We start from the raw sequence: 25,896 nt of genomic DNA on the forward strand, positions 1-25,896 counted from the left end.
AAACATATCTTTGCAAATATTTCTTTGCAAAAGCGATGCGTCTGCCCGCAGGCTCAATCCTCCCGCAGGGTGAAGACCGCGCAAGGATCGGCGATGCCGCGCAGGGTATGCTCTCCGAGCGGCATCAAGGGCGTCCCCGTGTTGGCCGCCACCGCGCCTGAGATCAGCACAGTTCGGCCGAGCGGCTTGCAGAGCCCTTCCAGCCGGCTGACCAGGTTGACCGCAGGGCCGATGGCGGTAAAGTCCAGCCGGTCGGCCGCGCCGATATTGCCCCACAGAATCTCGCCGAAATGCAGCGCCGCGCCGAACGGCAACGGTGCCAGCCCCTGCGCCTGGCGCACCTGGTCGAGATGAACCATGCCGGCGCGGCTGGCGGCGACCGCCCGCAATGCGGCCTCGCAGGCCTCCCGGTCTCCTTCGATCGCTCCGCCAGAAGCCGCCGTCACCGGAAAGATCGCCAGCACGCCGTCACCGATGAATTTCAGCACCTCGCCGCCGAAGGCGTGCACTGCGCCTGCGACGCGGTCGAAATAGGCGTCCAGCGCGGTGATCATCTGGTGAGGATCGGTCACCTCGGAGAGCGCGGTGAAATCGCGCAGATCGGCGCAAAGAAGAGCGGCTCGGATGGTCTCGCCGGTGCCGCGGGCTAGCGCGCCGGCCTGCACTCGGGCCGCACTGCGCCGGCCGAGATAGGCTTCGAGGAGCGCGGCCCGCGCCTCCCGCGCAGCAAGTGCGGCAAGCGGCGCAGCGGCAAAACGCGCGACCTCGCGCAGCAGGCTGATCGCGGCCGGGCCGAATGCGCTGTTTCCTGCCCCGCTGGCAACCCCCGCCCAGCCGAGCAGCGGGCCGTCCGATGCCTGATTATCCTGTGCTGGCCCGATCCTGGTCTCCCACACCGGCCCCAGCCCGGCCAGCCACTCGCGCCCGGCTTCGCTCTGCGGAGTGGCGGCAAAGGCCAATGCCTCGATGACCGCCTCGGTCTCGGCCCGCCACAGCCAGGTGCGCCGCGCGATGATCGGATGCGGCACCGATAGCGTCAGCGCGCCGCCCGAAAGCGGCAGGCCCTCAGCCAAAAGCCGGCGCCCGAGCTCGGCCAGAAACCGTTCGGGACCGGGCGAGGCACCGGCCTCGTCAACCAGCCAGGCAAGGGGAGACGGCAGATCCATGCTGCAACATGACACCGCCCCGGGACGTCCGCAAGGATGCCTTCAGGAGCCTATCGACACCTTGAGCCCTTCCTGCGCAGACAATTCCTGTCGCGAACCTTCCATCACGGGGAAAAGCGAAAAATAACGCTTTAAACTTGCGCCGTTTTGATTTCATTATGCGGCCGTTCGTCATCGTGTGATTGAGGGGTACGATGGGCACGATATTCTGGCCGAAAGATCCGCTGGATGGGAATGACATGACGCTGCTGACGTCGATCCTTCGGCGGTGGTGCGAAAGGTATCAGGTCGAGCTGACGGCGGAGGAAAGCAGCCGCAAGGCAAAGGAACTCGTCGAATGGTTCGAATTCGGCGTCAAGGATCCGATCGAGCTCGCCGAACTGATCGACGACAAGCACTGGCTCGTCAGCAGGATCTGACACACGGGCTGCGGAAATTTCATAGGAAAAGGCCGGGCGAAACATCGCACCGGCCCTCGTCAACTTGGCTCTAACCAAGGCTTTTAGTCATCATCCCGCCAGCGACGGTCGCGATCCCAGCGCCGCTCATGGCTCCAGCGCGGGCCGTCCCAATCGCGGTGACGTCGCTCCCAGCCCCAACGCGGCGGGCCACCGTAAAATGCCACCGGCGGCGGGCGTCGCCAATTCGGCCGGCATTCACCCCAGCGGGTCAGATGCCAGCCGCGGCCGCACGCATAGTCGACCTTCGTGACATCGCTTGTGGCTTTGCTCTGGACATTGATTGTCCCCATCGGCATTGCCTCAGCCGTGCCGATCGAGAGGCTGCCAGCGAGCAAGGCAGCCGCGATAGAAAGTGCCTTCATCGAAAACTCCATTTCATCCAGCCGCCCTGATCTTATGGCCGCCAAATTGAACTGGAGATGAACTGCACGTTCATGTTTAGACGAGAAAAACCAGCGTTTTCGGACGCCCGATCAGGGTATCGCCGCACCGCTTTTCCCGCGGCGTCAAGCGCTTGCGGGCGCCCGCTGCCCGTAAAAAATCGTTCATGTTCTGCCGTGAAAACTGTCAGGACCGGGATCGCGCCCGGCGGCGACCTCGGTCAGCCGTCCAAGGTAGTGCGCCCAGCCTTCTGCATGGCCGGCGCATTGATCGGCGCTCGGCAGGCCGCTATGGGTGAGTCGCAGCAGCGTTCCGTCTCCTTGCTCGATCAGGTCGATCTCGACCAGGCTCGACCCCGGCGGAACCACCTCGCTGCCGTCCCAGCCGAAGCTATAGGCAAGGCGATGAACCGGCACCACCTCGCGAAACGAGCCGCGCGCAAAACGAGCGCCGGTGACGTTGACGAGGTAGAGCCCGCCCGGCTGCGGCTCGACCTGAGCCTCGGTTCCCATCCAGCGCAGAATCTTTTCCGGGTCGGTCATCAGCGCAAACACCGCGGCCGGCGGCGCCGCGATATGCGCCTCGCGGTGAACGACGAGGGGATCTTGCATGTCTCTCTCCCATGGTTGTCATGGCCTGCCCTCGCCTCCGGCGGGATCAGCGGGTCATGCTGTGTAGATTGGGTGTCCTCATCGGAATCATGTAGGCAAACGTGTACGTTCAGCAAGGGCGCTCGGGGCGTCATCCTCATATTGCGGACACAGGTAGCCGCTGCTCCTTGCACATTGCAGAAAGCATTTCGCCCTATTGCCAGCCCGCCGCCTTGCCCCTATTGTCCCCGCCGTTCTCAGGGCGGGGTGAAAGTCCCTACCGGCGGTATGCAGTTTCGATTGCGAGCCCGCGAGCGCCTTCTTAAGGAAGGGTCAGCAGATCAGGTGAGATGCCTGAGCCGACGGTCATAGTCCGGATGAAAGAGAACGTGCGTTCCTGCCGCCCTTGCGGCTGTCGGGGACGTTCGTGATCGCCTTGGGTGATGTGTCTGTTCGCCAAAGGAGATTACCATGACACCCACCCGCTACGCCTTTATCAAAGCCAGCTGGCACGCCGACATCGTCGACCGCGCCCTTGACGGCTTCTACCAACTCGTGCCGCCCGAGCAGGTCGATGTGTTCGATGTTCCCGGCGCCTTCGAAATGCCGCTGCTTTCCCGCGATCTTGCCGCAACCGGGCGCTATGCCGCCGTCGTTGCCGCCGCTTTCGTCGTCGACGGCGGAATTTACCGCCATGAATTCGTCGCCCAGGCCGTGGTCGACGGGCTGATGCGCGCCGGCATGGATACCGGCGTGCCGGTGCTGTCGGTTTCGCTGACGCCGCACCAATATCAGGAAACCGACCACCACAAGCAGATCTACCGGGCACACTTCGTCGAGAAAGGGCGGGAGGCCGCAAAGGCCGCGCTGACGATCGGGAAGACACGCGCCGCTCTTGCCGCGTAGCAAGGCTGATCCGCTGAAACCGAGGCGGCGGAACCGATCCCGCCGTCTTCATCAGGCCAATTCCGACAGAATAATTGATTCGACGCCCTCGCCGCGCTGTGGTCCACTCGACCCCGACATGTATCGCCATTCTTAACGCATCCACAACCTCAAGGAGCTGAAGATGAGCAATGCAATGCGCAGTGAACCCCCTATCGAAAATCCGAAAACACGGCCCGTCGACACCAAGCTCGAAGTGGTCGTCATCCCCGTTTCCGACGTCGACCGCGCCAAACGTTTTTACGACGGCCTCGGCTGGCGGCTCGACGCCGACTTCGCCAGTGATGCCGATTTCCGGGTGATCCAGTTCACCCCGCCCGGCTCCGGCTGCGCGATCATTTTCGGCAAGAACATAACCGCAGCCGCACCCGGCTCCGCCCAGGGGCTCTACCTCATCGTCTCCGACATCGAGGCCGCCCGTCGCGATCTCATCGCCCGTGGCGTCGAGGTCAGCGACGTGTTCCATGACGCTGCCGGCGTCTATGCCGGCAAGGACGAACCCTATCTCTTCGGACGGCTGAGGCTCGCCGGCCGCGATCCCGATCACCGCAGCTATCGCTCCTTCGCCTCGTTCAAGGATCCCGACGGCAACGGCTGGCTTTTCCAGGAAGTCACCCAGCGCCTGCCCGGACGCATCGACGCCGACGAGACGGCCTTTGCGACCTCGAGCGACCTTGCGTCAGCGCTGCGCCGCGCGGCCATCGCCCACGGCGAACACGAGAAACGCAACGGCGGCAAACACGACGAGAACTGGCCGGATTGGTACGCCGAATACATGGTCAGCGAACGGGCCGGCCGGGAGCTGCCGTTATAGATGGCGGTAAAGGACGCAGACGCTGGTCGCGTCTGTGTTCCCTCTTAATAATGCTGCAGTCCGCTTGCCTTTCGCTTGCCGCTCAAGGCCAGGCGAAGGACAATAGGAGGCCACACGGCACGTCTTTCATTGTCTCTCGCTTCACCCCGAGCGAAAGCGCCGGCAAGCCACCCCATTATCGGTCAAACATATCCCGCCACTGCTTTTCTCCAATCATGCAGTCTGTCGCCGGCACAGCCCCGGCAATTCTCTGCACCGTTGCCGGCGGGGAAAGGCCGCTGATCTCCAGCACCAGCTTGCGGCGCACGGCAACGGCGAAATCCTCGATCTTGCGCACCGGCAGCACGAAGGCGCCAGGGCCGCCGATCACGCAGTCGGCGTAATATGTGTCGAGCCCGTTGGGGGCATCGGAGGGCCTCAGCATGATGGCAAGGCCGTTGATGATCATGCCGGCTTCAACCGCCTTGTCGCGCGCCGGTGTAACCGGATTGCCGGAATTGTTCGGGCCGTCGCCGGAGACGTCGATCACCTCCCGCCGACCCTGAAACGGGCTGGTCATGATCATGCTGGCGCCCTGGCCGATCGCTGTGGATATCGAAGTGCGCCGTTGCGTGGCGATCGGCCGGGCTTCGATCTTGCCGGCAAAGGCGATCGCGTCCTCTTCCGTCTCGATCACCTGCCAGTCGATCACCGAATCCTGGACGACGTAGCCTGCCCATTCGAAATAGCTGATGGCAATGCGCCCGGTCAGACCGCCCCTCACCGCATTAAGGAATTCCTGGTGCTTGAGCGCCTCGACATACCCCTCGCGCTGAATGCCGATCTCTTCGAAATCCATCGACCGCGAGGTGTCGACGGCGAGCACGAGGCTGACGTCAACCTCGTTCGTCCCCGCCTGTGCTGCCGGGACGAGGCCGGAAAGCCCCATGAGCACCGCAACTGTCGTCAGCATCGGTAAATCCCCGCGCCATCCAAGCCAGCGAACTCTAACACAGCTTGATCGAGGAAGGACGCGCAGCCGCGTGCACGGCTTCAATTTTCGGTGATGGCATCGGGCGCCTCAATGCAGGGGAAGCCACAAGGGGGTCTTCCACGCCTTCAGCGCCTCGAGAAAGACCTGCAGGCGCAAGGGCAGGAAGCGGCGTGTCGGATAGACCGCATGCACGAATATCTCCTCGGACGACCAGTCCGGCAAGAGGCGGATGAGCTCGCCTCTTCTGATCTGATCGTCGCAATAGGTAGAAGGCAGCAGGCCGATGCCGTGTCCGCGATAGGTGAAGGCGCTCACCGCTTCGAAATCCCGGCTCGATACCGGCCCCGACACCTGCTGGCGGACCGATTTGCGGCCGCTGACGAGATGCCATTCCGCTTCGCCGTTACGGCCGTTCAGCAGCACGCACTGATGATCCTTCAGGTCTTCGGGCTTCGAGGGAGGCGCCCTGCCCTTCATATAGTCCGGCGCCGCGACCAGATAGCGCACGCTCTTTCCGAGCCGCTGCGCGACGATCGACGAATCCTTGAGTTCGCCGAAGCGGATGCCGAGATCGATATTCTCGGCGATCAGATCGAGGAACAGGTTGGTGACGAAGAGATCGATCCGGATTTCGGGATAGGTCTTCAGGAAGGTCGAAACGAATTCGTAGAAAACCTCCTGCCCGAAGATGACGGGCACGGAGATCTTCAGCAAGCCTTCCGGCTTTCTCTGGGTTTCCGTCAAGGCCTGCTCGGCGTCGATAAGATGGGAAAGCGGCTCGCTGCACTGATCGAAATAGGCGCTGCCCTGCGCGGTCAGGCTGAGCTTGCGGGTCGTGCGCTGCAGCAGCGTCACGCCGAGTTGCTCCTCCAGCGACGTCACCTTGCGGCTGACGGTCGAGACCGGCATGCCGAGAGAATGGGCGGCACGGCTGAAGCTGCCGTAGCGCGCCACCGTCACGAAAACCGCGATGTCGTTCAGGTCCGCCATGCCGCGATTTTTGCATAGATGCAAAAGAGAATCCAGATATTTCCATCTAATCGAGGAATGGAGTTTTCGCCATATTCACCTTGCGAAAACAATCACAACCCGATGGAGGCGCATTCGCAGCCGCCCCATCTCGAGCGACCCGGCCTTCGCAAGCGCAGACCTCCGTTGCCCGACCAAATTATGGAGTTCAACATGACTACCGCAAAGACTGTCATCGTCACGGGCGCCTCCCAGGGTATCGGAGCCGGGCTCGTCAATGCCTTCATCGAGCGCGGCTACAATGTCGTCGCCACCTCGCGCCAGGTCAGCGCCTCGGATGCCTTTCGGGCTTCGGAGAAGCTGGCGCTCGTCGACGGCGATATCGGCGATGCCGAAACCGCCGCACGGGTCGCACAGGCCGCAATCGACCGGTTCGGCTCGATCGACGCCCTCGTCAACAATGCCGGCATTTTCTTCACCAAGCCGTTCGTCGATTACACCATGACCGACTTCCGCAAGCTGTCCTCAACCAATCTTGAAGGCTTCATCCACCTGACGCAGCTGGTCGTCCGGCAGATGCTCGCCCAGAAGACCGGTGGCAGCATCGTCAGCATCACCACACCGCTGATCGACCATCCGATCGCCGGTTTCTCGGCTTCGGTCGCCATGATGACCAAGGGCGGCATCGACGCGATCTCGAAGAACCTGGCGATGGAATATGCAAGCGAGGGAATCCGCGTCAACACGGTGGCTCCCGGTGTCGTCGATACGCCGCTGCACAAGGATAATCCGAAGGACTTCCTCAGCACGCTGTCGCCCATGGCTGGCATTTCCAATGTTGGGGAAGTCGTCGATGCGGTTGTCTTCCTGACCGAAGCTCCGCGCGTAACCGGGGAGGTGCTGCACGTCGACGGCGGCGCACATCTGGGCAAATGGTAAACCACCCGCAAGCGCAGGCAGCCGGCGCAGAACGGCGGCTGCAGGAACTCGGCATCATCCTTCCCCCGCCGCCGACACCTCTCGGGGCCTATGTCGAGGCGGTCAGATCAGGCAAACTGGTCTTCTTCAGCGGCATGTTGCCGGTTATCAACCGCGAGCCGCGCTATATCGGCTGCGTCGGCGGCGCACTGACGGCTGAAGACGGCAGGAAGGCTGCCGAAACGGCCACACTCAGCGCACTTGCGGCCGCCAAGGACTATCTCGGCTCGCTGGACAGGGTCGCAAAAGTCGTCAAGCTCGGTGTCTATATCGCCACTGAAGGCGATTTCCGCGACCACCCGAAGGTCGCGGACGGAGCGTCGCAAATGCTGCTCCAAGTCTTCGGCGAGGAAAAGCTCTCCGGCCGCGTCGTCCTCGGAGTCGCCAGTCTGCCGCTCGGCGTGCCGATCGAGCTTGAGCTGATCGTTGAGGTCGAGGATTAAAAACGGACGGGCGCGCTTCGGCGCGCCCGCATTCTTGGCTTCTGGCGCTCACGCCGTCCTCAGCCGGCTGAAAAGCTCAAAGCCGCACCCAAGCCTCACACCGCCACCAACAGCAGCACATAAGCAATCACGCTCACCATCAAGCCACGAAACGCAAAGGTCACGCAGCGGTATTTGCTGCGGGCGATGGCGGAGAGGATATTGGCGTTTTCGAGATATTGGTCGAAGAGATAGCGCTCGTCGCGCCTAATCGCCGCGTCGAAGAACAGCTCGCGATGGTTCTGCCAGGCGCCCCAGAACAGCGAGGTCGAGCTATCCAAACGGCGCGGCAGCACGACGAGGATCGCCGACAGGATTGAGAAGACCGAGGCTGCGGCAAGCAGGCCGGAAAACAGCATACTGCCTGACGTGCCGGTGATATAGCGCGCCGGGCTGAAGACCGCCCTCACCTCGCTGGAACTCACCAGGAAGGCCAGCATAAATGTGAAGATATAGGCAGCCTTCTGATCGGATATCTTGACCTGATCATAAAATATATCATTGATTTTCTTGATATGGTCGAAATACTCGACGCCGATATCCGCGCTCGTGGGCTGGCTCAGCATAACCTCAGTTGCAGTTTCGAATTCGCTCACGTGAATACTCCGTCCCCAAGTGTTTCCCTGATATTACACTTGACGGCGAAAGCAAGAACACGTGTGCAATGCGCTTGACTTTTCCACTCTACACGGACAAACGGGAAGTGGGGATGGGGTCTGGGTCATGCGGGGTTATTCCAAGAACATCTGTCGCGCTGGGATGGCGCTTTCGCTTGCTTTGCCCGGTTTCGCGCCGTCGGCAATGGCCGAGCCGGTGCAGCGAGCAACACCGGTCGCCGGTTCCGTCATCGCCCGCAAGACCGGCGAAGAGGTCCGCTTCATCGACGTGTCGAATTGGCGTGTCGTCGATATCAATCAGGATCTCCTGACCGGCGACGTGCTGCGCACCAACGCCAACGGCCAGCTCGCCATCGTCTTTTCCGATCACACCCAGGTTCGCCTCGGCCGCAATTCATCGCTGCAGGTCAAGAAGATGGCGGCAAGCGGCGACACGACACTGGAGCTGCAATCGGGAACGATCTGGGCACGCGCCGAGCGCGGCGGCCAGGGCCTGACGGTCGAGACCCCTGCGGCCGCAGCCGCCATCCGCGGCACCGACTGGACGATGACCGTCGAGGGCAGCAAAACCTCGATGATCGTGCTCGAAGGCCGCGTGGCGCTTAGCAACCCGCAGGGCAGCGTCGAGGTGAACGAGGGCGAAGGGGCGGTCGCCACCATCGGCCAAGCACCGCACAAGCTGGTGATCGTCACGCCCGACGACCGCGAACAGATGCTGTTCTATCTGAACCTGCGCGACGGCTTCGGCCTGATGCCGACTTCGCCGCTGCCGGCAGGCCGCATGGCCGACGAGCGCCGCCGGCTGCTGGCCTTGCCGCCGGAACGTCGCACCACCGAGGACTGGTTGGAGCTTGCCGAAGTGCAGAGCGCCTTCGACGGTCGGCAGGTCGCCGCAGAGACGCTTCTGGAGGTTCGCCGGCGCAAGCTGACGCCCCTCCAGAAGGCGCGCGTTGACTTGATCGATGCCACGATCGCCGGCTCCGAAAAACGTTACGACGACGCCGCAAGGCTGTTTGCGGCTGCACTGCCACATCTCGATCCGGCCCGCCGGAACATGGCGCAGTATGGCGGCTATTTCGCCCGCTCACTTGCCGATCCAGCACATGTCGAAAAGCCGCCGTCATCGGCTGTCGGTCCCTATGGTGCGATCATGCAGGCCTATACGGCGGGTTTCCTCAAAAATCCCCGTGCGTCCATCGACTTGATCAAGGATGCCGAAAAGCGTTTTCCGGATGATCCCACTCTTCCTGCCATCCGCGCGCAGCTGGCGCAGCTGATCGATGACCGCGCCCAGATGCGGGAGGCGGTGAACCGCGCCCTCTCGCTCGATCCCAAACATCCGATCGCCCTTGCCGCACGCGCCTCCTACAAGGCGAGCTACGAAAGCGATATCAACGGGGCGCTTGCCGATCTGAACCGTGCCATCGAACTTGCGCCGGGAGCTTCGGGATCGTTGAACTCGATGGGCCTGCTGCAGAGCGCCCGCGACGCCAATCGCGAGGCCGAGGCCGCCTTCCTGAGGGCGATCGCACTCGATCCGCAGGATCCGGTCCCCCACGGCAACCTTGCCATCCTCTATCTCGACCAATCGCGCATGAAGGAGGCCAGGCGCGAGATCGATGCGGCGCTCGCCGCCGACCCCTCCTTCGACATCGCCCTCCTCGCCCGCGGCCGCTATTACCTGCAGACCGGCGAGCGCGACAAGGCGCTGGCAGACCTGCTGGCCGCCAGCACCGCCAATCCCGCCCATTCGCAATCGCAGCTGATGCTCGCCGCTGCCCATTACGAAAAGGGCGACCGCATCCCCTCCGAGCAAGCCGTCGACAATGCCGACAGGCTCGATAAGAACGATCCGGTCATCTCCTCCTTCCGCACCGCCGTCGATATCGACGATTACGACGCCGACGGCGCGATCCGCAACGCCCAGGAATTTCTCCGCCGTTCGCGCGCCCGCGGCGGCGACTACAGCGCCCTTGGCGCCAATCAGGATGCCGGCTCGACGCTGAACAACGCTTTTCGCCTGCAGGGTCTGGATGCCTGGGGCCGCTATTACGGGGACGCGGTCTTCAGTCCCTTCGAAGGCAGCGGCTATATCGACCAGTCGATCAAGGGCAGCATCTTCCCTTACGTCAACGCAACGAGCTTCAGCGACGACAATGTCATCCAGAACCGTGGCAACGCATCGAGCTATTCATCCTTCATTCAGGGCTTGCTGCTTGATCCGCACATGCTCTCCGGCCGCTCTCGTTCGGCAACGCTGCTGCGCACGCCGTTCATCGAAGGCTCGCTTGGCGGCGGCATCAACAGCGTCGACGGCCATACAAGGGGTATCGGCGAAGCTGAAATCCAGGGTTTCTCGAACGAGACGATCCCGCTCAGCTTCTATGGCAACCTGACCTGGGAAGAACTGGCGCTCGATGGCGACTATCGCGATTTCGGCGGCTTCCAGACCGACAACAAGCTTATCGGCGGCAATGGCTATCTGACGGCAACGGTGACGCCTGACGATCGCGTGGTGGCCTATGTCAACCATGCCAAAAACGATGGAACGCTGAACGCACTGACGCAAGGCTCGTCACTGACGGACTTCCTCAACCTCCTGGGCTTCGGAATTCCAACTGAAGTCTCTTCGGAATATAATTATCGGCGCAATGTCAGCGAAACAACCAATGCCGGCCTCGGCTGGAGCCATACCTTCGGCTACGAAAACATCTTGAACGGCGCCTTCCTCTATTCGGAAAGCAAGTCGCGGACGTCCACCTCTCTTCAGGTCGACGATGCGCCGGTTCTCGGCCTGCGCGATCCCGACATCATCCCATTCTTGGACGGGACCGAGGATCTGTCTTCAAAAACCTATATCGGCGCGCTCAGCCATTCCATCGGCAGCGGACCGCTGACGTGGCGGTACGGCATCGAAGGCGGCTGGATCGATGCCAGCACGACCACCTCTTCTCGCCTTCATGAACTCTTTCCGCTCGTCGTGATCATCCCAGAGACCACGACCGGCCCGGACACATTCAGCAACCGCGTCAATATCAGCCGCGCCTATATCGACGTGCTGCACGAGATCACACCCGATCTCAAGGGCGAATACGCGCTCTTCGGCACGCATATGGAAGGCGACGGAGTCGACGTCAACCGCCTGGAGCCACGTTTCGGCCTTGCCTGGACACCCGCCCAGAACCATTGGCTGCGCGCCGCCTTCATGCGCCAGAGCCTCGACACCGGCGTACCCACTCTTGCCCCGATCGGCGTCCTCGGATTGCAGGCCAACCAATATTCTATCGGCCTCGAGGGATATGCCGATACGGCGGCGCTGCAATGGGACGCCGAATGGACCGACCGGTTTTTTACCTCAGTCGAATACCAGCACCAGGAACTGCATGATTTCTCGATCGATTTTCCGCTGATCTCGCTTCCGGCGGCCGACAGCCTGCCGCTGTCGCGCGGCAGCATCGACCGTGCCGCCCTCACCGCAAACCTGGCGCTCGGTGCCGGTTTCGGCCTTTCCGCCACCTATGCCTATATGGAATCGGAGAACAAGGACCCGCTCGAGCCGAATTACGGCGGCTCCCTGCCCTTCATTCCCAAGAATTCCGGCCAGATCGCGCTGACCTGGGTCAACGAAGCCAAGGTCAAGGCAACGGTTGCCGCCAACTATGTCGGCGAGCGCGACGGCGACGATCTCGGCACCAAGCTCGACGATTACTGGAGCCTCGACGCCCATCTGATCTGGGAACCGCTGGACAAGCGCATCGCCCTCGAGGCCGCCGCCTATAACCTGCTCGACGAGGACTTCGAGATCACGCCGGGCGTTCCCGGCTGGGGTCGCGCCTTCAAGGGCACGCTCAAAGTCCGCTTCTGATGCCGGTGCGGGACAAGCCGCGGCAGGCGAGGCAAACCGGGGGCCGCCGTTTGAGGCTGCTGGTGCTGTCGCTCGCCGTGCTGATCGCCATTTCGCTGCTGTCGCGCCTGCCCGCCTGGTCACTGCTGGAGCTCAGAAGCTTCGACTATCTCTCGACCGTCGACGATCCCCGTCCGCCAGCCGGCGGCCCTGTCATCGTTGCGATCGATGAGCCTTCGCTTGCTGATATCAACGCGCAATGGCCTTGGCCGCGCAGTCTGCATGCCGAGCTTGTCAGCCAGCTGCGCGCCGCTGGCGCCCGCGTCATCGGCCTCGACATCATCATGGCTGAACCCTCGAACCCCGACAACGACGCGGCGATCGCCAAGGCGGTCGGCCCGGATGTCGTGCTGGCCGGCGACGAAACGCTGATCGAGACGCCGCAGGCCTCGCAGCTGATCCGTGCCACACCGCTGCCGCAGCTGACGCAAGCCGGTGCCGTGACCGGCATCGCCTCGATCGATCTCAGCGGCGACGGCATGTTTCGGCGCATTCCGGGCTATCAGGACGGTTTTGCCGCCATGCTGATACAGGCGGCGTCGGGAGCAGCAAACGCCGACCTGCCGGCTGGCCGGCTCATCCAATCCTTCGGCCCGGCCCGCAGCTACCCCACGGTCTCCTACTACCAGGCACTCGACCCCGAGAACTTGCTGCCGCCAGGTTATTTCAGGGACCGCGTGGTCCTCGTCGGCCTCAGCCTGCAGAATGCGCCGGAGATCGACAAGCGCGGTGTCGATGCCTTTGCGACACCCTACACCATCCACACCGGCAAGCTCGTCTCCGGCGTCGAGATCCAGGCGACGATCTACGACAATATCCGCGCCGGCCTGTCGATCGCGGAAGCCCGGCTGCCGGCAGTTGCCGCCTGCATCCTGATATCGGTGCTGCTGGCCACCACGACCGTCTGGCGCTCGACGGGATGGCTGACGATCGTCACCAGTGCGGCGGCCCTCCTCGCCTTCGCGACCGTCAGCTTTGCCGGCATCCGGCTTGCCCATGTCTTCGTCTCACCGCTTGGCCCGACCGTCGCCTATATCTCGGTCGTCTTCGGACAAGCCGCTTTCGACTATGCCGAGGAGCGCCGCAACAAGCGCCAGATCATCCGCGCCTTCGCCCAGTATATTTCTCCCGATCTCGTCAGGCGCCTGTCGAACGATCCCTCGCAGCTGAAGCTCGGTGGCGAGCGGCGCACGCTCTCCGTACTGTTCTCCGATGTGCGCGGGTTCACCACCATCGCCGAGACGCTGAAGGACGATCCGGAGCAACTGACCGGCCTGATCAACCGGCTGCTGACGCCACTCTCCGATGTGGTGATGGATCATGGCGGTACGATCGACAAATATATGGGCGACTGCATCATGGCCTTCTGGAATGCGCCGCTCGACGATCCCGACCACGCCCTCCACGCCGTGCGCGCCGCGCTTGCCATGCAGACAGCGATTTCGCGGCTGAACAACCAACTGGAGCGGGAGGCGGCCGCGCTTGGCGGCAAGCCGCATGTCCTGAAGATGGGCGTCGGCATCAACACCGGCGAATGCATCGTCGGCAATATGGGCTCGACCCGCCGCTTCGACTATTCCTGCCTCGGCGACAGCGTCAACCTCGCCTCCCGCCTCGAAGGCGCCTCGAAGAATTACGGTGTGGCATTGCTGCTCGGCGAAGAAACCGCAAGACTGGTCGCCGAGACCTACATCGTCGTCGAGCTCGACCGCATCATCGTCAAGGGCCGCACCGTGCCCTCGCCGATCTACACTGTCGTGCACAAGGCCGATGCGAAAGCGCTTGCCGCTCACCAGACCTTCATCGAGGCCAAATATGCCGGCACGCTTGCACCGTCCGATCCGGCCTTCGATAGACTGGCCGCTGATATCGCCGAGCTTGCCGGTTATTATGCGATTGTGCGGGATGCGCTGGTTGGTGATGGCGGGGAGTGACGGCCCAGCATTTCTCCACACATGAGTTGGGCGCGGCACTCACCAACGCTCTTCATTCCTGAGGCACGCAGGCCAAGGGCCGGCGCCTCGAAGGACACGCCGCAACGTTCCTCCTTGCAGCCATCAACCGCCGGCGCACCCGCCTCGTCCTTCGAGGCCCCTTGCGGGGCATCTCAGGATGAGGCTCTCTTGAGCGCTGGCGGCATCCTCCAGATTGGCGGGAGGAGATGTGTTATGCGCCCCGCAGCCTCGCAATCTCAGGCCCGACGATTGCGATAAACAATCCGGGATCGCCGAGAGCCCTCGTCGAGAGCATGGCCCCGTGAACCGAGGCCATCAGCATCTGTGCCTGTTCTTCCGGCCGCCTGTCCAGCCGAAACAGGCCCTGCTCTACTCCGGCCTGCAGTACCGAGGTCAGCCATGCCGCGAGATTTTGGAAATGGGCGCGGACGCGTGATGCGACCTCGTCGGGCAGCATCTGCATTTCGCTAGCGAGCATCGCGCAGACACAGAAGGGTTGCGAAGCGTTCTCGATGCATGAACGCCAGTAGTCGATGTAGAACTGCAGCTGGTCGGCAGGGCTTGCGGCCCGTTCGCGCAGAGACTGCAAACCCGCCTCCGCCTGCTTGGTGTAACGATCGACCAGCACCGCGACCAGCTCGGCCTTGGCCGGAAAATGATGGTGGATACTCGCTTTCCTGATGCCGATCGCGGCGGATATGTCGGCATAGCTGAAGCCGTTATAGCCGCCCGCCACGATGAGCGACTGGGCGATATCGAGGATCTTGTCCGACGTCGAAGACATTGATTTCATAGCGCCGCCTACCTTCTGGTAGGCAGATTGTCAAGACGAGGAGCTTTCTCTTCAATCACAAGAAGGTGTCTGCCCGCAGCATTGACTTCAATCGCATAACCTTCCTACTAGTAGGTAGACAAAACAAGGAAACTGTCGATGCAAGCTCAATCTTCAAACCACTCCTACTGGCTGCGATCCTATTATTTCACGCGCGCCGCATTCTCGATCGTATGGATTGCCGCCGCCATTGCCTTCGCCGGGCAGCCGAGCGCCGCAGCCTTTTTGCTGGTGATCTATCCCTTGTGGGACGCGCTTGCCAATCTGGTCGACGCCCAGGCCAATGGCGGCCTGCAGGCCAATCCGTCGCAGACGTTGAATGTCGCGGTCAGCACGGTCACATCTCTCGCCGTCGTCATCGCGCTCGGCGTGAGCACCTATGCCGTCCTGGCCGTGTTCGGGGCTTGGGCAATCCTCTCGGGTCTGTTGCAGCTCTATACTGGTGTGAGGCGCTGGCGCACCGAGGGCGCCCAATGGGTGATGATCCTGAGCGGCGCGCAGTCTGCCCTTGCCGGCGGCTTCATGATCGGCCGCTCGCTTGGCGCCGCCCCGCCGACGATCCTCGATATCGTGCCTTATGCGGGCTTCGGCGCATTCTACTTCCTGCTTTCCTCGATCTGGCTTGTCGTCGCAGCCTATCGCAAGGCGCAGGCATAGGCCCGGTCCAGTTCCTGCGGCGGCAAACCTAAAGCCGCCGCAGGAGGCCAGAGTACGGCTTATTCCCTTTGCTCTCCGCCGTAGACGAGATTTGCGGGAGACGATGACATTCTTTCGCGCTATGAAAGGCGACAATAGTTCCCGCCCATAGACCCCGAGGTCACTCTCATGGCTTTGAAAGTTCTTTTCATTGGCGGCACCGGCCAAATCTCCTACCCCTGCGTCGAGCGCGCCGTTGCCGAGGGCCACCAGGTCAGCGTCTACAATCGCGGCTTGAGAAGTGCTGCCCTGCCCGCAGGGGTGACCTCGATCGTCGGCGAATTGGGATCGAGCGCCTATGCGGATCTCACCAAGCGTAATTATGACGTCGTCTGCCAGTTCATCGCCTTCACGCCCGACCAGGTCGCCCGCGACATCGAGGTATTCTCGGGCAATTGCGGCCAGTATATCTTCATCTCCTCGGCCTCAGTCTATGAAAAGCCGCCGCGTCACTATCTGATCACCGAGGAAACCCCGGCGATCAATCCTTACTGGCCCTACAGCCAGGCGAAAATCGCCTGCGAGGAACTGCTCAAACTGTCCGGCAAACTCGCCTGGACGATCGTCCGTCCCAGCCACACCGTTCGCACCGGCTTGCCGATTATGATGGGCGACAGTGATGTCATGGCGAGACGCATGCTGGATGGCGAGCCCATCATTGTGGCGGGCGACGGCCACACGCCCTGGACATTGACCCGCTCAATCGATTTCACCATGCCTTTCGTCGGCCTGTTCGGCAAGCAGGCGGCGCTCGCCGAGATTTTCCATATCACCTCCGACCGTGCGCATATCTGGGACGATATCCAGAAGACGATCGCAAGATTGCTCGGCGTCGAGGCGAAGATCGTCCACGTGCCGACGGACACGCTGATCCGGTACAATCCGGAATGGATCGGCCCGTTGCTCGGCGACAAGGCCTGGACTGCGATCTTCGACAATTCGAAGGTCAAGCGCGTGGCGGGCGACTTCACCTGCGCCGAGAGCCTCGATGAAATCCTCGCCGAGCCGATCATGCACCTCAAGCAGCGTCTGGCCATAAGCCGTCCACCGAGGGGTGAACTCGATGCTTTGATCGACCGGATTTGCGCGGCTCAAGGCGCGCTTGGCTAAGATACCCGGGAGGCGTGGAATGATGGCGACAGTGCGCCGCGCACACGCCACCAACTCGTTCATCGAAGAATAACCAGTTGAACACTTCGACGACAGCTCGGCTCTATTTCTTTCTTACATTGATATTGACTGTTACGTCCTTGATTGTTCCCTCGCCGTAGGTCACTCTCACCTTATACATATCCTTCCCGGAGTATCGGCTGTTGGAAGTATAATATTCAGATACGCCAGGAGATTTTCTGGAATTGCACCTGATCTGGGGCGCGCCTGTCGGATAATGTGAAAGAATTTTCTCGCTAACGAATTCTACCGATCCATGTGCGGGGGGCTGCACCAGCTTTATGCTCGGCATTGTCGCAGCGGTGCAGTCTGCATTCAAATTGTAAGACTGGCCCATTTTTGTTCGCTCGCCACTCACGGCGCGGCTATGATCCTGGGAGACTTGCACACCATCCTTGATGGTAACGCATGCAGACAGACCAAAGGTTGCGAAAACTATGGGAGTTAGAATATGGTTTGCTCTGAAAAAATGCGAACGCGGCATGCTTCTTTCAACCTTTGGTTTTAATAATATTACAATTCACCTTATCCAATGGGCAGCTTATTGCAATGGCGCGAGCCTTTCACAGATGCTTCGCGCCTGCCTGATCTCTTCCACCCGCCGAAGGTAAAGCACCATTCTCCAACGCCTCTCCTTGGAGGCGGCATCCTCCAACACTGCTCATCCTGAGAGGCGCGCAGGCCAAAGGCGCCGAAGCTTCGAAGGACACGCGTCAACGCTGCTCTTTGCATCCATCAACGCCGACGCACCCGCCTCGTCCTTCGAGGCCCCTGCGGAGCACCTTTGGATGAGGCTCTCGTGGGCGTTGGCGCCGCAGCAACGCCTTTTTAGAGTGAACTCATCAAGACAACAGTGCTCCTGTATCGACGCCTACTCCAGCCGCCGTGCCTCCAGCGGCGCCTCCTGCCTGAAACCCTCGAAACAGCGGCCGCCATGCAAGGCAAGTTCGCGGTCGGCCAAAGCCAGCAATCGTGTGCCCTCGCCTCCTGCCGCCAACTTGAACGCCGCGTCGAATTCCGCCGCCAGTTGGGTATCGAGCTTGCCGATGAGACGCGGCGCCCACTTGCCGCGGCCGGTCCATTCGCCGCGTCCGAGCAGAATGAGATCGGCGAGCTTCTGGTAGAGTTGCGCGGCGATCGCCGCGATCTCCTCGGGCGGGCGCGTCCCGCGCAGATCGTCGGCAAGATCGGTGACCTGATAGCGCAGCATGTCGTAGCTGGTGCCGGCAAGCGCTTTCGGCCCGGCCGCCAGCATTGCCGCCGCCTTTGCCTGCACGATGCGCGCGCGCCCGGTATCCCGTCCGACCACGCGCCCCGTGGCGACCATGTTGGCCATAACAGGACAGCCGCTCTCGGTATCGGCATGGATATAATACGCCAGCGTCTCTTCATCGTGGACGAAGGCCTCGACCGGAAAGTCCTCGTGGGTGAAGGATTCCCGCCAGGCTCGTTCCAGTGACGGAAACACGACGACGAGATCGATATCCGAAAACGCTGTGCCTTCGCCGCGCAGCAGCGACCCGGTGGCGTAAGCGAAGGCGGCTCCGGCATAGCGGCTGGCAAGAGCGCGGCGGGCGGCGGCAAGCGCCCGCTCCGCAACTATCTGTTTCTGGATGTCGTCCACGATCTCGTCCTCGAATGGCGGCAGACGAGCGGATATGAAAAAACCCGCTCTTTTCCGGCGGGTTGGGTCTCAGCAGCAACGAACGGAATTCAGTTCACGCGTCTGCATCCACCGCCCGGGGCGGTGGTCGTAGACATCGTCGAAACTGCAAAGATCCCGGTCATGGCGGCGAGGATATCGCCCGGCGGCCGGAGCGTCAATGCACCGAGAATGCTTCCCCGGCGCATTGTTTTCCGTCTAATATGCCCCAAGACTCGTCAACCAGGAAGAGCCCGCCCATGTCCGATCCCGCCACCGTCATCCCGCTTCCAAAACCGGTTCTGCTGCCGGTCGAAGGCAGCGATGAGCACTTTCCGGTACGCCGCGTCTATTGCGTCGGGCGCAATTATGCCGACCATGCGATCGAGATGGGCCATGATCCCACCCGCGAGCCCCCCTTCTTCTTCCAGAAGAATGCCGAGAACCTGCTGCCGGCGGGCAGCGCTTTTCCCTATCCGCCATTGTCGAAGGACGTGCATTACGAGGTCGAATGCGTGCTGGCGCTGAAATCAGGCGGCACGAATATCGAGGCCGCGCAAGCGCTCGACTGCATCTACGGCTATGCCGTCGGCATCGATTTCACCCGCCGCGATCTGCAGGGCGAGGCCAAGAAACTCGGCCGCCCCTGGGAAGTCGCCAAAGCCTTCGAACATTCGGCCCCTGTCTCGACGATCGTGCCGGCCAGCCGCCTCGGCCACCCCGGCGAAGGGCGGATCTGGCTGGAGCAGAATGGCAAACGCGTCCAGGACGGCGATCTCAACCAGATGATCTGGAAGGTGCCGGAGATCATCGCTGAGCTGTCGAAGCTCTTCACCCTTGCGCCGGGCGATATCATCATGACCGGCACGCCGGCCGGCGTCGGCGCCGTTTCCAGGGGCGACTGCATCAGTTGCGGTATCGACGGTGTTGCCACTCTATCGGTCGAGGTCGCCTGAGGAGAGAGCCATGCCCGTCTATGCGCTCGGCGGATCGACGCCGAAACTGCCCGCCGCCGGCCTCTATTGGATTGCACCGGATGCCAATATCATCGGCCAGGTCGAGCTCGGCGAGAATGTCGGCGTCTGGTTCGGCGCGGTGCTGCGTGGCGACAATGAGAAGATTACCGTCGGCGAAGGCACCAACATCCAGGAAGGGGTGATGGCCCATACCGACATGGGCTTCCCGCTGACCATGGGCAAAGGCTGCACCATCGGCCACCATGCCATCCTCCACGGCTGCACGCTGGGCGACAATGTGCTGATCGGCATGGGCGCCACCATCCTCAACGGCGCGAAGATCGGCAGCAACTGCCTCGTCGGCGCCAATGCGCTGGTGACCGAAGGCAAGGAATTCCCCGACAACTCGCTGATCGTCGGAGCACCCGCCCGCGCCATTCGTCAGCTCGACGACGCCGCAATCGAAGCCATCCGCCGCTCGGCGGAAAACTACGTTGCCAACTGGCAACGCTTCGCCCGCGATCTCAAGCAGATCGGGTGATCAGGCAAGAGAAGAAGCGGGGCCAGCCGCGTCCTTCGAGACACCCCTATGGGTGCCTCCGGGTGACGGCTCCAGACTGATTTGGTTGAAAAACCGCCTTACTCGGCAGCCTCGAGAAACTGGCTGTTTCGCGAGGAAGAGGCAAGCGCCTGAACCCTGGCTTCCGCCTTGGCGATCAGCTGATAGAATTCGTCCTGCGCTTCGACATCCAGTTGAATGACGGCATTGACGTCATCGGGCGTATCGCAGACGCAGGCGACCGCCGAAATGGGACAGATGCCGCCAGGGTAACGCTTGCCGGTTCCGGTATAGGCGCGACGGCCCCAACGCTCGGAATAGACCGTTTCTTCCCGCTCGAGATGCAGGATCGTTCCCTTGCAGGCGGTTACAATAGCCGCCTTGCCGTAGGCGAACCAATGATAGTTCAGCCTCCGGAGAATATATTTGCCGGTGATGTCTTCGCCAGCCAGTTCGGCAGGGTTTTCAATCATTCTGATCATGAAGGCTTCCCTCAACGTTTGCAGAATATCCTTCATCTCTCTTTACGCAGCAAGTCAAAAAACGCTGCTTTTGGAGGCACTTAGTCACAAAGTGTTTCCGATTCTTACATCAGGCACGCGTCGAGCATCGTATTGGGCACACAATTCTTCGTCGAGTTTACCGCCGTCTGCACCCGATTTGAGCGTCGTTCGAGGTGGCGCCAGGCACCTTGGCGCCTGAACGACGACACGCCTCAGGAGAATTCACCGGCGCGGGGACCGGCAAGCGTCACGCGCCAGCCCGTGCGCGATTGGAAATCCTGAGTGGCCAGAAACGTATAGCCCGTCATGCGCCAAGGCCTCACGGCACTGGTCAGATTGTCGAGCACAAAATCGCCGCCATCCGTCCGGGCAATGAGAACGACATGGTTTTGATCATGCGGCCCAATGACCACCGAAAGCGCCAGCCGGTTCGATGGAAAACCAGCCTCGATCAGATCCTTCATCTTCTGGAGAGCATAGTCCTCACAGTCGCCGCGGCCGGCAACCGGCAGAGACCAAACATCCCCGTGGGAAGGCGGACGATCTTCTGCGGGAATGATGCGTAGATTTACGGCACGATTGATCTTTTGAAGAAGCGCTATTCCTGCCCCGTCGTTTCGCTGTTGCGCCGCCATCCTGCCGCATAGCCACTTGTACTTGGCACAGGCTGCGCCGAATCCCACAGGCGCGCCGATGCTTCTTGTCACCGGCAGCGATGATCCGGCAACAGCCTGAAAAGCAAGAAAAAAGAATGAAATAGCAGCAAGAGAAAAGAGACGCGCCATAGCCGATTCCCCTATTTGACCCGAGACAATAACAGAGTCGGGATAAAAATTTATTAAAATTTTATACTTGCGAATTTAACCCTATTATATAAGCGATACAGATTAACCATTGTTTATTCTTCACGTTAATTCGTTGTTAGTATAAGAACCCTCCCCATTAACATTCGGTTAACCTTGGGAGACGCATGAAATGATCAGCAGAGCATCGAAAATCGGACTTGCCATTGCTTCCCTCCTGGCAAGCAGCAGCTTGGCAACGGCAGCCCCGGCGGTCGTTAATTGCAACAGCGCAGTTCGCGGCACGCTCGAATACAGGCTGTGCATGCCGACCAGAGCAATTCAGGCGGATGGCAAGTTCGGCCCGAACGATAACGATCGTGGCAGCCAAGGCATCGGCAGCGGCAAGAAGTCGTCCAGCACCGGTTCGGCCACCGGAACCGGTGGCAATGGCGATCAGGTTGCCGACGGGGGCGGATCGGACACCGGCGACGGCAACGGCAACGGCAACGGCAACGATGACGACGATCATGGCGACGGCAAGGACCACGATCACCATGGCGGCAAGGGCGGAAAAGATCACGATCATGGCAAGGACGGCCATGGGAAAGACCACCACGGCGACAAGGACCGCGATCATCACGGCGGCAAGGGCGGAAAAGATCACGATCATGGCAAGGGTGGCCATGGGAAAGACCACCACGGCGACAAGGACGGCGATCATCACGGCGGCAAGGGTGGAAAAGATCACGGGCACGACAAGGATGGCCCGAGCCATGACGGACGCGACGGTCCTGGCAAGGACGGCAACGGCGGCTCCGGCAAGAGCGACAATGGCGGCTCCGGCAAGAGCGACAACGGCGGCTCCGGCAAGAGCGACAACGGCGGCTCCGGCAAGGGCGGCTCTGAATCCAAGCCGGACTAAGCTTATCCGCACAGAAATGCAAAAGGTGAGGCCGCTCTTGCGGCCTCACCTTTTTGGGTCATCGCTTTGTGTATCGATCGGCAGCAAACCCGGCGAGGAAACCAACGCCTGGATCGTCGCCTTCGGGCACGCCGCCGCTCCGCCCTCGCTCATTCCTGTCCTCTGGCTTGACCAGCGGGATGTCACAGCAATGAGGGTGGAGAAGTGGGCGCCCGTCAAAGTCCCGTTGGTGCGATAGGATAGGGTGCCGACGGATAGTGTGGCCGCTTACGCTGCACAAGCCTCGCACAAACCGCGGATCTCGATCGTCGTCTTCGCTGGTTTGAATTTCTGCCCCCGCACCCAGGCCATCAGTCGGTGGTCGACCTCGTGATCGTGGAACTCCGTCACCTGGCCGCAGCTTTCGCAGATCGCGAAGGCGACGATGCCGTGGCTGTGGCAGTCGTCACCCGGATGGGCGCAGGCGACGAAGGAATTGATGCTTTCGAGCCGGTGCACGACACCGTATTCGAGCAGCTTTTCCAGCGCCCGGTAGACTTGCAGCGGCGCGCGAAACCCTTGGTCCCGCAGCTTGTCGAGGATGGTATAGGCGCTGAGGGGCCCTTCGGCCTTTTCGAGCACGTCGAAGACCAGCGACTGGTTCTTGGTGAGTTGCGGTGTCGTCATGAACCTTGTCCTTGCATGCCTGCGCGATGCCGCCTGAGAGGAAGCAGGCTGAGAATGAAGAGGATCAGCGCCGCGACCACGATCGAGGGACCGGAGGGCGTGTCGTAGGTGAGCGAGCCGAACAGCCCGCCGACGACGGCAACCGCCCCGATGACCGAGGCGAGCACCGCCATCATCTCCGGCGTCGCCGAAAAGCGCCGCGCCGCAGCCGCCGGAATGATCAGCAGCGAGGTGATCAGCATGATGCCGACGATCTTCATGGCAATGGCGATGACGACGGCCATCAAAAGCATGAAGAACAGCCGCGCCCGCTCCGGCTTCAGACCCTCGGCCTCGGCAAGTTCGGCATTGACGGTTGCCGCCAGCAGCGGCCGCCAGAGCCAGGCCATCGCCACGAGCACGAAGAGCCCTCCACCCCAGATCAGCGCGATGTCGGTCGTTGAAACAGCAAGGATGTCGCCGAACAGGAAGGCGATGAGATCGATCCGCACCCAGCTCATGAAGGCGACCATGACGAGGCCGATTGCCAATGTGGCATGCGAGAGGATGCCGAGCAGCGCATCGGCCGACAGCGCCTGGCGCTTCTGCAGGAAGAGCAGCACCACCGATACGAGGGCTGCGACGGCAAAGACGGCCAGCGTCAGATTGAGTTCGAAGAGCAGCGACAGCGCGACGCCGAGCAGCGCCGAATGGGCGATCGTATCGCCGAAATAAGCCATGCGCCGCCAGATGATGAAGCAGCCGAGCGGTCCAGTCGTCAGCGCTAGCCCAACGCCGGCGAGGATGGCACGAACAAAGAAATCGTCAAGCATGGCGGCCCTCCCCACTGTGGGAATGGGCGTGCGAGTGCTCATGTCCATGATGACCATCATGATCATGAGCATGGTCGTGCCCGTGATCATGCGCGTGATGCCCGTCATCGGGGTGGCAATGGTCGGTCACCGAACCGTCGGCATGTTGCACGCGCCCATCCGGCAGATGCGTATGGTCGTGATGATGGCTGTAGACGGCAAGCGTCTGCGCCGCGCGGCTGCCGAACAGACGCACATATTCCGGGCTGCGGCTGACGGCTTCGGGCGTGCCGCGGCAGCAGACATGGCCGTTGAGGCAGATGACCGTGTCGGTCTCGGCCATGACGACGTGGAGATCGTGCGAGATCAGCAGGATGCCGCAGCCGCTGGCGTTGCGGATCGATTTGATCAGATCGTAGAGCGCGATCTCGCCGGAGAAATCGACACCCTGCACCGGCTCGTCGAGCACGAGCAGGTCGGGTTTGCGGGCAATGGCGCGCGCCATCAGCGCCCGCTGGAATTCGCCCCCGGAGAGATGCTGCACCTCGGCATCGAGCATATGGTCGATGCCGGCGGCTTCGAGTGCCGCGCGCATGTCACGTTCCGGCAGGGGTCCGGTCAGTGTCATCAGCCGGCGCACCGAGAGCGGCAGCGTCCAGTCGATCGCAAGCTTCTGCGGGACATAGCCGACCTTCAGGCCGGCCAGACGCTTCACCCTGCCCTCATTCGGCTTCAGCACACCGATCGCCGCCTTGGCGCTGGTCGACTTGCCCGAGCCGTTCGGCCCGATCAGCGTCACGATCTCGCCGCGCGAGACGGAAAATTCGACGCCGCGCACAAGCCAGCGGCCGTTGCGCAGAACGCCGACATTCTCAAGCGAAACTAGCGGTTCGCCCTTCGTATTTGCGGGAGAGAGCATCAAATTTTCCGACAGCGCTGTTGCATCCTGCTATTGCACACGTTATAGCATAACGCAATTGATGTAATAACATAACATCTGCAATTCAAGCGGAGCATTCGATGAAACGCACCCTGGGCCCAGCCCTGAAGATCCTGGCCTTCAAAATTCCGCTCGCCTTCGCCCTACCGGCGCTGGCGGTTCCCGCCTTGCTGTTTGCCGGCAGCATGCGGGCGGCCGATGCGCCCGTCGTCGTCACTTCGATCAAGCCGATCCATTCGCTGGTTGCAGCGATCATGCAGGGTGTGGGCGAACCGGAGCTGATCGTCGATGGCGCCGCCTCCCCGCATACTTACAGCTTGAAGCCGTCGAATGCGCGCGCGCTGCAGGAAGCCAAGGTGATCTTCTGGACCGGTCCCGGCCTCGAGGCTTTTCTGGAAAAGCCGCTGCAGGCGCTGGGCTCGAAGGCCAGCATCGCCGAGCTCGATCATGCCCCCGGCCTCGTCAAGCTGCCCTTCCGCGAAGGCGGCGCCTTCGAGCCGCATGAGGATGGCGATGAGCATCAGGGCGCTTCCGCCGAGGGTGAGGATCACGATCATGCCGCCGGCACCGGCCATGATGATGACCACGACCATGGCGCCTTCGACACGCATCTCTGGCTCGACCCGATGAATGCCAAAGCCATGGCCGCCGTGATCACCACAACTCTGGTCGCCGCCGATCCCGCCAATGCGCTGACCTACCAGGCCAATGCCAAGGCGCTGGACGACAAGCTGACGGCCCTGGACAAGGAAATCGCCGCCACGGTCGCTCCCGTCAAGGACAAGCCCTTCATCGTCTTCCACGACGCTTACCAGTATTTCGAGCATCGCTATGGCATCCGCGTCGCCGGCTCGATCACCGTCAGCCCGGAAACCATTCCCGGTGCAGAGCGCGTTTCAGAAATCCACCGCAAGGTCGGCGAACTGGGCGCCACCTGCGTCTTTGCCGAACCGCAATTCGAGCCACGCCTCGTCAATGTCGTCATCGAAGGCACGAACGCCAGATCCGGCGTGCTCGACCCCGAAGCCGCAACGTTGAAGGCCGGCCCCGATCTCTACTTCACCCTCATGCGCGGCATCGCCGACAGCATGAAGGATTGCCTCTCCAGCGCATGATAATCATGCGGCGCTGCGGGGAGAGCTGAGGCGGAAAGAGGCGGATGACCCCGTTCCGCCTTTTTTCGGCCCCGCCGATGTAAT

The 25,896-nt window shown here is 61.8% G+C and carries 26 protein-coding genes and 1 riboswitch; of the genes, 13 read left to right on the forward strand and 13 right to left on the reverse strand.

Annotated elements, in window-relative coordinates; all coding sequences use genetic code 11:
• Positions 1 to 53: 53 nt before the first annotated feature.
• Complete coding sequence (locus OS035_RS24090) at positions 54 to 1,166, reverse strand: adenylate/guanylate cyclase domain-containing protein (protein ID WP_097626034.1); 1,113 nt, start codon at positions 1,164 to 1,166, stop codon at positions 54 to 56.
• A gap of 194 nt (positions 1,167 to 1,360) precedes the next feature.
• Here OS035_RS24090 and OS035_RS24095 point away from each other — a divergent pair, with 194 nt between their 5' ends.
• A complete protein-coding gene (locus OS035_RS24095) occupies positions 1,361 to 1,585 on the forward strand; it encodes a hypothetical protein (protein WP_003593606.1) in 225 nt (74 codons plus the stop codon).
• A gap of 83 nt (positions 1,586 to 1,668) precedes the next feature.
• Here the strand turns inward: OS035_RS24095 and OS035_RS24100 are convergent, their stop codons facing one another.
• Together OS035_RS24100 and OS035_RS24105 are read right to left on the reverse strand one after the other, a co-directional pair.
• Positions 1,669 to 1,989: a GCG_CRPN prefix-to-repeats domain-containing protein gene (locus OS035_RS24100; RefSeq protein ID WP_097626075.1), complete on the reverse strand. Its 321-nt coding sequence runs from the start codon at positions 1,987 to 1,989 to the stop codon at positions 1,669 to 1,671.
• Between the two features lie 183 nt (positions 1,990 to 2,172).
• Positions 2,173 to 2,619 (reverse strand): SRPBCC family protein, encoded by a 447-nt coding sequence (locus OS035_RS24105; protein WP_097626035.1) that lies wholly within the window; start codon positions 2,617 to 2,619, stop codon positions 2,173 to 2,175.
• A 228-nt stretch (positions 2,620 to 2,847) separates the two neighbouring features.
• A riboswitch (FMN riboswitch) is annotated at positions 2,848 to 2,991 on the forward strand.
• A 78-nt stretch (positions 2,992 to 3,069) separates the two neighbouring features.
• On the opposite strand from OS035_RS24105, the gene OS035_RS24110 reads away from it, so the two are divergent.
• Both OS035_RS24110 and OS035_RS24115 read left to right on the forward strand, forming a co-directional pair.
• Complete coding sequence (locus OS035_RS24110; RefSeq protein ID WP_012558171.1) at positions 3,070 to 3,504, forward strand: 6,7-dimethyl-8-ribityllumazine synthase; 435 nt, start codon at positions 3,070 to 3,072, stop codon at positions 3,502 to 3,504.
• Positions 3,505 to 3,667: 163 nt separating this feature from the next.
• Positions 3,668 to 4,357: a VOC family protein gene (locus OS035_RS24115; RefSeq protein ID WP_097626036.1), complete on the forward strand. Its 690-nt coding sequence runs from the start codon at positions 3,668 to 3,670 to the stop codon at positions 4,355 to 4,357.
• Between the two features lie 175 nt (positions 4,358 to 4,532).
• Here OS035_RS24115 and OS035_RS24120 read toward each other — a convergent pair whose 3' ends face one another.
• A complete protein-coding gene (locus OS035_RS24120; protein ID WP_097626037.1) occupies positions 4,533 to 5,309 on the reverse strand; it encodes a DUF1194 domain-containing protein in 777 nt (258 codons plus the stop codon).
• A 108-nt stretch (positions 5,310 to 5,417) separates the two neighbouring features.
• Positions 5,418 to 6,320, reverse strand: coding sequence for a LysR family transcriptional regulator (locus tag OS035_RS24125; protein WP_097626038.1), 903 nt, complete (start codon positions 6,318 to 6,320; stop codon positions 5,418 to 5,420).
• A 192-nt stretch (positions 6,321 to 6,512) separates the two neighbouring features.
• Here OS035_RS24125 and OS035_RS24130 point away from each other — a divergent pair, with 192 nt between their 5' ends.
• Complete coding sequence (locus OS035_RS24130) at positions 6,513 to 7,238, forward strand: SDR family NAD(P)-dependent oxidoreductase (RefSeq protein ID WP_097626076.1); 726 nt, start codon at positions 6,513 to 6,515, stop codon at positions 7,236 to 7,238.
• On the forward strand, positions 7,232 to 7,720 hold the full coding sequence (locus OS035_RS24135; RefSeq protein ID WP_097626039.1) for a RidA family protein: 489 nt from the start codon (positions 7,232 to 7,234) through the stop codon (positions 7,718 to 7,720). The genes OS035_RS24130 and OS035_RS24135 overlap by 7 nt, the downstream gene beginning before the upstream one ends.
• 95 nt (positions 7,721 to 7,815) lie before the next feature.
• Here the strand turns inward: OS035_RS24135 and OS035_RS24140 are convergent, their stop codons facing one another.
• Positions 7,816 to 8,355, reverse strand: coding sequence for a Pycsar system effector family protein (locus OS035_RS24140; protein WP_003593591.1), 540 nt, complete (start codon positions 8,353 to 8,355; stop codon positions 7,816 to 7,818).
• A gap of 127 nt (positions 8,356 to 8,482) precedes the next feature.
• Between OS035_RS24140 and OS035_RS24145 the strand changes: the two genes are divergently transcribed.
• Positions 8,483 to 12,241, forward strand: a complete 3,759-nt coding sequence (locus OS035_RS24145) for a FecR domain-containing protein (RefSeq protein WP_331814122.1) — start codon at positions 8,483 to 8,485, stop codon at positions 12,239 to 12,241.
• Positions 12,241 to 14,214: a CHASE2 domain-containing protein gene (locus OS035_RS24150; RefSeq protein WP_097626041.1), complete on the forward strand. Its 1,974-nt coding sequence runs from the start codon at positions 12,241 to 12,243 to the stop codon at positions 14,212 to 14,214. The genes OS035_RS24145 and OS035_RS24150 overlap by 1 nt, the downstream gene beginning before the upstream one ends.
• A 232-nt stretch (positions 14,215 to 14,446) precedes the next feature.
• On the opposite strand, the gene OS035_RS24155 is transcribed toward OS035_RS24150, so the two are convergent.
• On the reverse strand, positions 14,447 to 15,028 hold the full coding sequence (locus tag OS035_RS24155) for a TetR/AcrR family transcriptional regulator (protein WP_183779574.1): 582 nt from the start codon (positions 15,026 to 15,028) through the stop codon (positions 14,447 to 14,449).
• A gap of 138 nt (positions 15,029 to 15,166) precedes the next feature.
• Here OS035_RS24155 and OS035_RS24160 point away from each other — a divergent pair, with 138 nt between their 5' ends.
• A complete protein-coding gene (locus OS035_RS24160; protein ID WP_097626043.1) occupies positions 15,167 to 15,724 on the forward strand; it encodes a DUF308 domain-containing protein in 558 nt (185 codons plus the stop codon).
• Positions 15,725 to 15,892: 168 nt separating this feature from the next.
• Positions 15,893 to 16,873: an SDR family oxidoreductase gene (locus tag OS035_RS24165; protein ID WP_097626044.1), complete on the forward strand. Its 981-nt coding sequence runs from the start codon at positions 15,893 to 15,895 to the stop codon at positions 16,871 to 16,873.
• Positions 16,874 to 17,804: 931 nt separating this feature from the next.
• On the opposite strand, the gene OS035_RS24170 is transcribed toward OS035_RS24165, so the two are convergent.
• A complete protein-coding gene (locus tag OS035_RS24170) occupies positions 17,805 to 18,557 on the reverse strand; it encodes a nucleotidyltransferase domain-containing protein (RefSeq protein WP_097626045.1) in 753 nt (250 codons plus the stop codon).
• Positions 18,558 to 18,835: 278 nt separating this feature from the next.
• Here OS035_RS24170 and OS035_RS24175 point away from each other — a divergent pair, with 278 nt between their 5' ends.
• Both OS035_RS24175 and OS035_RS24180 read left to right on the forward strand, forming a co-directional pair.
• Complete coding sequence (locus OS035_RS24175; RefSeq protein WP_331814123.1) at positions 18,836 to 19,531, forward strand: fumarylacetoacetate hydrolase family protein; 696 nt, start codon at positions 18,836 to 18,838, stop codon at positions 19,529 to 19,531.
• A 10-nt stretch (positions 19,532 to 19,541) separates the two neighbouring features.
• Complete coding sequence (locus OS035_RS24180; RefSeq protein ID WP_097626047.1) at positions 19,542 to 20,072, forward strand: gamma carbonic anhydrase family protein; 531 nt, start codon at positions 19,542 to 19,544, stop codon at positions 20,070 to 20,072.
• Between the two features lie 98 nt (positions 20,073 to 20,170).
• On the opposite strand, the gene OS035_RS24185 is transcribed toward OS035_RS24180, so the two are convergent.
• Both OS035_RS24185 and OS035_RS24190 read right to left on the reverse strand, forming a co-directional pair.
• Complete coding sequence (locus OS035_RS24185; protein WP_012558183.1) at positions 20,171 to 20,572, reverse strand: hypothetical protein; 402 nt, start codon at positions 20,570 to 20,572, stop codon at positions 20,171 to 20,173.
• Between the two features lie 233 nt (positions 20,573 to 20,805).
• Positions 20,806 to 21,378 carry a transglutaminase-like cysteine peptidase gene (locus OS035_RS24190; RefSeq protein WP_183779576.1) on the reverse strand — a complete coding sequence of 191 codons (573 nt, stop codon included), beginning with the start codon at positions 21,376 to 21,378 and terminating at the stop codon, positions 20,806 to 20,808.
• Between the two features lie 190 nt (positions 21,379 to 21,568).
• Between OS035_RS24190 and OS035_RS24195 the strand changes: the two genes are divergently transcribed.
• Complete coding sequence (locus OS035_RS24195; protein WP_331814124.1) at positions 21,569 to 22,300, forward strand: hypothetical protein; 732 nt, start codon at positions 21,569 to 21,571, stop codon at positions 22,298 to 22,300.
• 267 nt (positions 22,301 to 22,567) lie between these two features.
• On the opposite strand, the gene OS035_RS24200 is transcribed toward OS035_RS24195, so the two are convergent.
• From OS035_RS24200 to OS035_RS24210, 3 genes are read right to left on the reverse strand one after another with little or no spacing between them, the layout of a single operon-like run.
• Positions 22,568 to 22,966: a Fur family transcriptional regulator gene (locus tag OS035_RS24200; RefSeq protein ID WP_183779583.1), complete on the reverse strand. Its 399-nt coding sequence runs from the start codon at positions 22,964 to 22,966 to the stop codon at positions 22,568 to 22,570.
• Positions 22,963 to 23,778 carry a zinc ABC transporter permease subunit ZnuB gene (gene znuB, locus OS035_RS24205; RefSeq protein ID WP_183779585.1) on the reverse strand — a complete coding sequence of 272 codons (816 nt, stop codon included), beginning with the start codon at positions 23,776 to 23,778 and terminating at the stop codon, positions 22,963 to 22,965. Before znuB ends, OS035_RS24200 begins: the two co-directional genes overlap by 4 nt.
• Positions 23,771 to 24,676, reverse strand: coding sequence for an ATP-binding cassette domain-containing protein (locus OS035_RS24210; protein WP_097629380.1), 906 nt, complete (start codon positions 24,674 to 24,676; stop codon positions 23,771 to 23,773). The genes znuB and OS035_RS24210 overlap by 8 nt, the downstream gene beginning before the upstream one ends.
• A 101-nt stretch (positions 24,677 to 24,777) precedes the next feature.
• Here OS035_RS24210 and OS035_RS24215 point away from each other — a divergent pair, with 101 nt between their 5' ends.
• The gene (locus OS035_RS24215; RefSeq protein ID WP_097629379.1) at positions 24,778 to 25,812 is read left to right on the forward strand and encodes a zinc ABC transporter substrate-binding protein; all 1,035 of its coding nucleotides are present in this window, start codon (positions 24,778 to 24,780) and stop codon (positions 25,810 to 25,812) included.
• Positions 25,813 to 25,896 lie beyond the last annotated feature (84 nt).

The sequence above is a fragment of the Rhizobium sp. 268 genome, assembly GCF_036571585.1.
GTDB classification, from domain to species: domain Bacteria; phylum Pseudomonadota; class Alphaproteobacteria; order Rhizobiales; family Rhizobiaceae; genus Rhizobium; species Rhizobium redzepovicii.

What these genes read in the sequence shown, in the direction of transcription:
- OS035_RS24185 (WP_012558183.1), bottom strand. Translation starts at nt 20,572, where the DNA reads ATGATCAGAATGATTGAAAACCCTGCCGAACTGGCTGGCGAAGACATC.
- OS035_RS24150 (WP_097626041.1), top strand. Translation starts at nt 12,241, where the DNA reads ATGCCGGTGCGGGACAAGCCGCGGCAGGCGAGGCAAACCGGGGGCCGC.
- OS035_RS24130 (WP_097626076.1), top strand. Translation starts at nt 6,513, where the DNA reads ATGACTACCGCAAAGACTGTCATCGTCACGGGCGCCTCCCAGGGTATC.
- OS035_RS24100 (WP_097626075.1), bottom strand. Translation starts at nt 1,989, where the DNA reads ATGAAGGCACTTTCTATCGCGGCTGCCTTGCTCGCTGGCAGCCTCTCG.
- OS035_RS24120 (WP_097626037.1), bottom strand. Translation starts at nt 5,309, where the DNA reads ATGCTGACGACAGTTGCGGTGCTCATGGGGCTTTCCGGCCTCGTCCCG.
- OS035_RS24145 (WP_331814122.1), top strand. Translation starts at nt 8,483, where the DNA reads ATGCGGGGTTATTCCAAGAACATCTGTCGCGCTGGGATGGCGCTTTCG.
- OS035_RS24190 (WP_183779576.1), bottom strand. Translation starts at nt 21,378, where the DNA reads ATGGCGCGTCTCTTTTCTCTTGCTGCTATTTCATTCTTTTTTCTTGCT.
- OS035_RS24175 (WP_331814123.1), top strand. Translation starts at nt 18,836, where the DNA reads ATGTCCGATCCCGCCACCGTCATCCCGCTTCCAAAACCGGTTCTGCTG.
- OS035_RS24215 (WP_097629379.1), top strand. Translation starts at nt 24,778, where the DNA reads ATGAAACGCACCCTGGGCCCAGCCCTGAAGATCCTGGCCTTCAAAATT.
- OS035_RS24210 (WP_097629380.1), bottom strand. Translation starts at nt 24,676, where the DNA reads ATGCTCTCTCCCGCAAATACGAAGGGCGAACCGCTAGTTTCGCTTGAG.
- OS035_RS24195 (WP_331814124.1), top strand. Translation starts at nt 21,569, where the DNA reads ATGATCAGCAGAGCATCGAAAATCGGACTTGCCATTGCTTCCCTCCTG.
- OS035_RS24165 (WP_097626044.1), top strand. Translation starts at nt 15,893, where the DNA reads ATGGCTTTGAAAGTTCTTTTCATTGGCGGCACCGGCCAAATCTCCTAC.
- OS035_RS24135 (WP_097626039.1), top strand. Translation starts at nt 7,232, where the DNA reads ATGGTAAACCACCCGCAAGCGCAGGCAGCCGGCGCAGAACGGCGGCTG.
- OS035_RS24160 (WP_097626043.1), top strand. Translation starts at nt 15,167, where the DNA reads ATGCAAGCTCAATCTTCAAACCACTCCTACTGGCTGCGATCCTATTAT.
- OS035_RS24115 (WP_097626036.1), top strand. Translation starts at nt 3,668, where the DNA reads ATGAGCAATGCAATGCGCAGTGAACCCCCTATCGAAAATCCGAAAACA.
- OS035_RS24200 (WP_183779583.1), bottom strand. Translation starts at nt 22,966, where the DNA reads ATGACGACACCGCAACTCACCAAGAACCAGTCGCTGGTCTTCGACGTG.
- OS035_RS24155 (WP_183779574.1), bottom strand. Translation starts at nt 15,028, where the DNA reads ATGAAATCAATGTCTTCGACGTCGGACAAGATCCTCGATATCGCCCAG.
- OS035_RS24125 (WP_097626038.1), bottom strand. Translation starts at nt 6,320, where the DNA reads ATGGCGGACCTGAACGACATCGCGGTTTTCGTGACGGTGGCGCGCTAC.
- OS035_RS24090 (WP_097626034.1), bottom strand. Translation starts at nt 1,166, where the DNA reads ATGGATCTGCCGTCTCCCCTTGCCTGGCTGGTTGACGAGGCCGGTGCC.
- OS035_RS24110 (WP_012558171.1), top strand. Translation starts at nt 3,070, where the DNA reads ATGACACCCACCCGCTACGCCTTTATCAAAGCCAGCTGGCACGCCGAC.
- OS035_RS24105 (WP_097626035.1), bottom strand. Translation starts at nt 2,619, where the DNA reads ATGCAAGATCCCCTCGTCGTTCACCGCGAGGCGCATATCGCGGCGCCG.
- znuB (WP_183779585.1), bottom strand. Translation starts at nt 23,778, where the DNA reads ATGCTTGACGATTTCTTTGTTCGTGCCATCCTCGCCGGCGTTGGGCTA.
- OS035_RS24095 (WP_003593606.1), top strand. Translation starts at nt 1,361, where the DNA reads ATGGGCACGATATTCTGGCCGAAAGATCCGCTGGATGGGAATGACATG.
- OS035_RS24180 (WP_097626047.1), top strand. Translation starts at nt 19,542, where the DNA reads ATGCCCGTCTATGCGCTCGGCGGATCGACGCCGAAACTGCCCGCCGCC.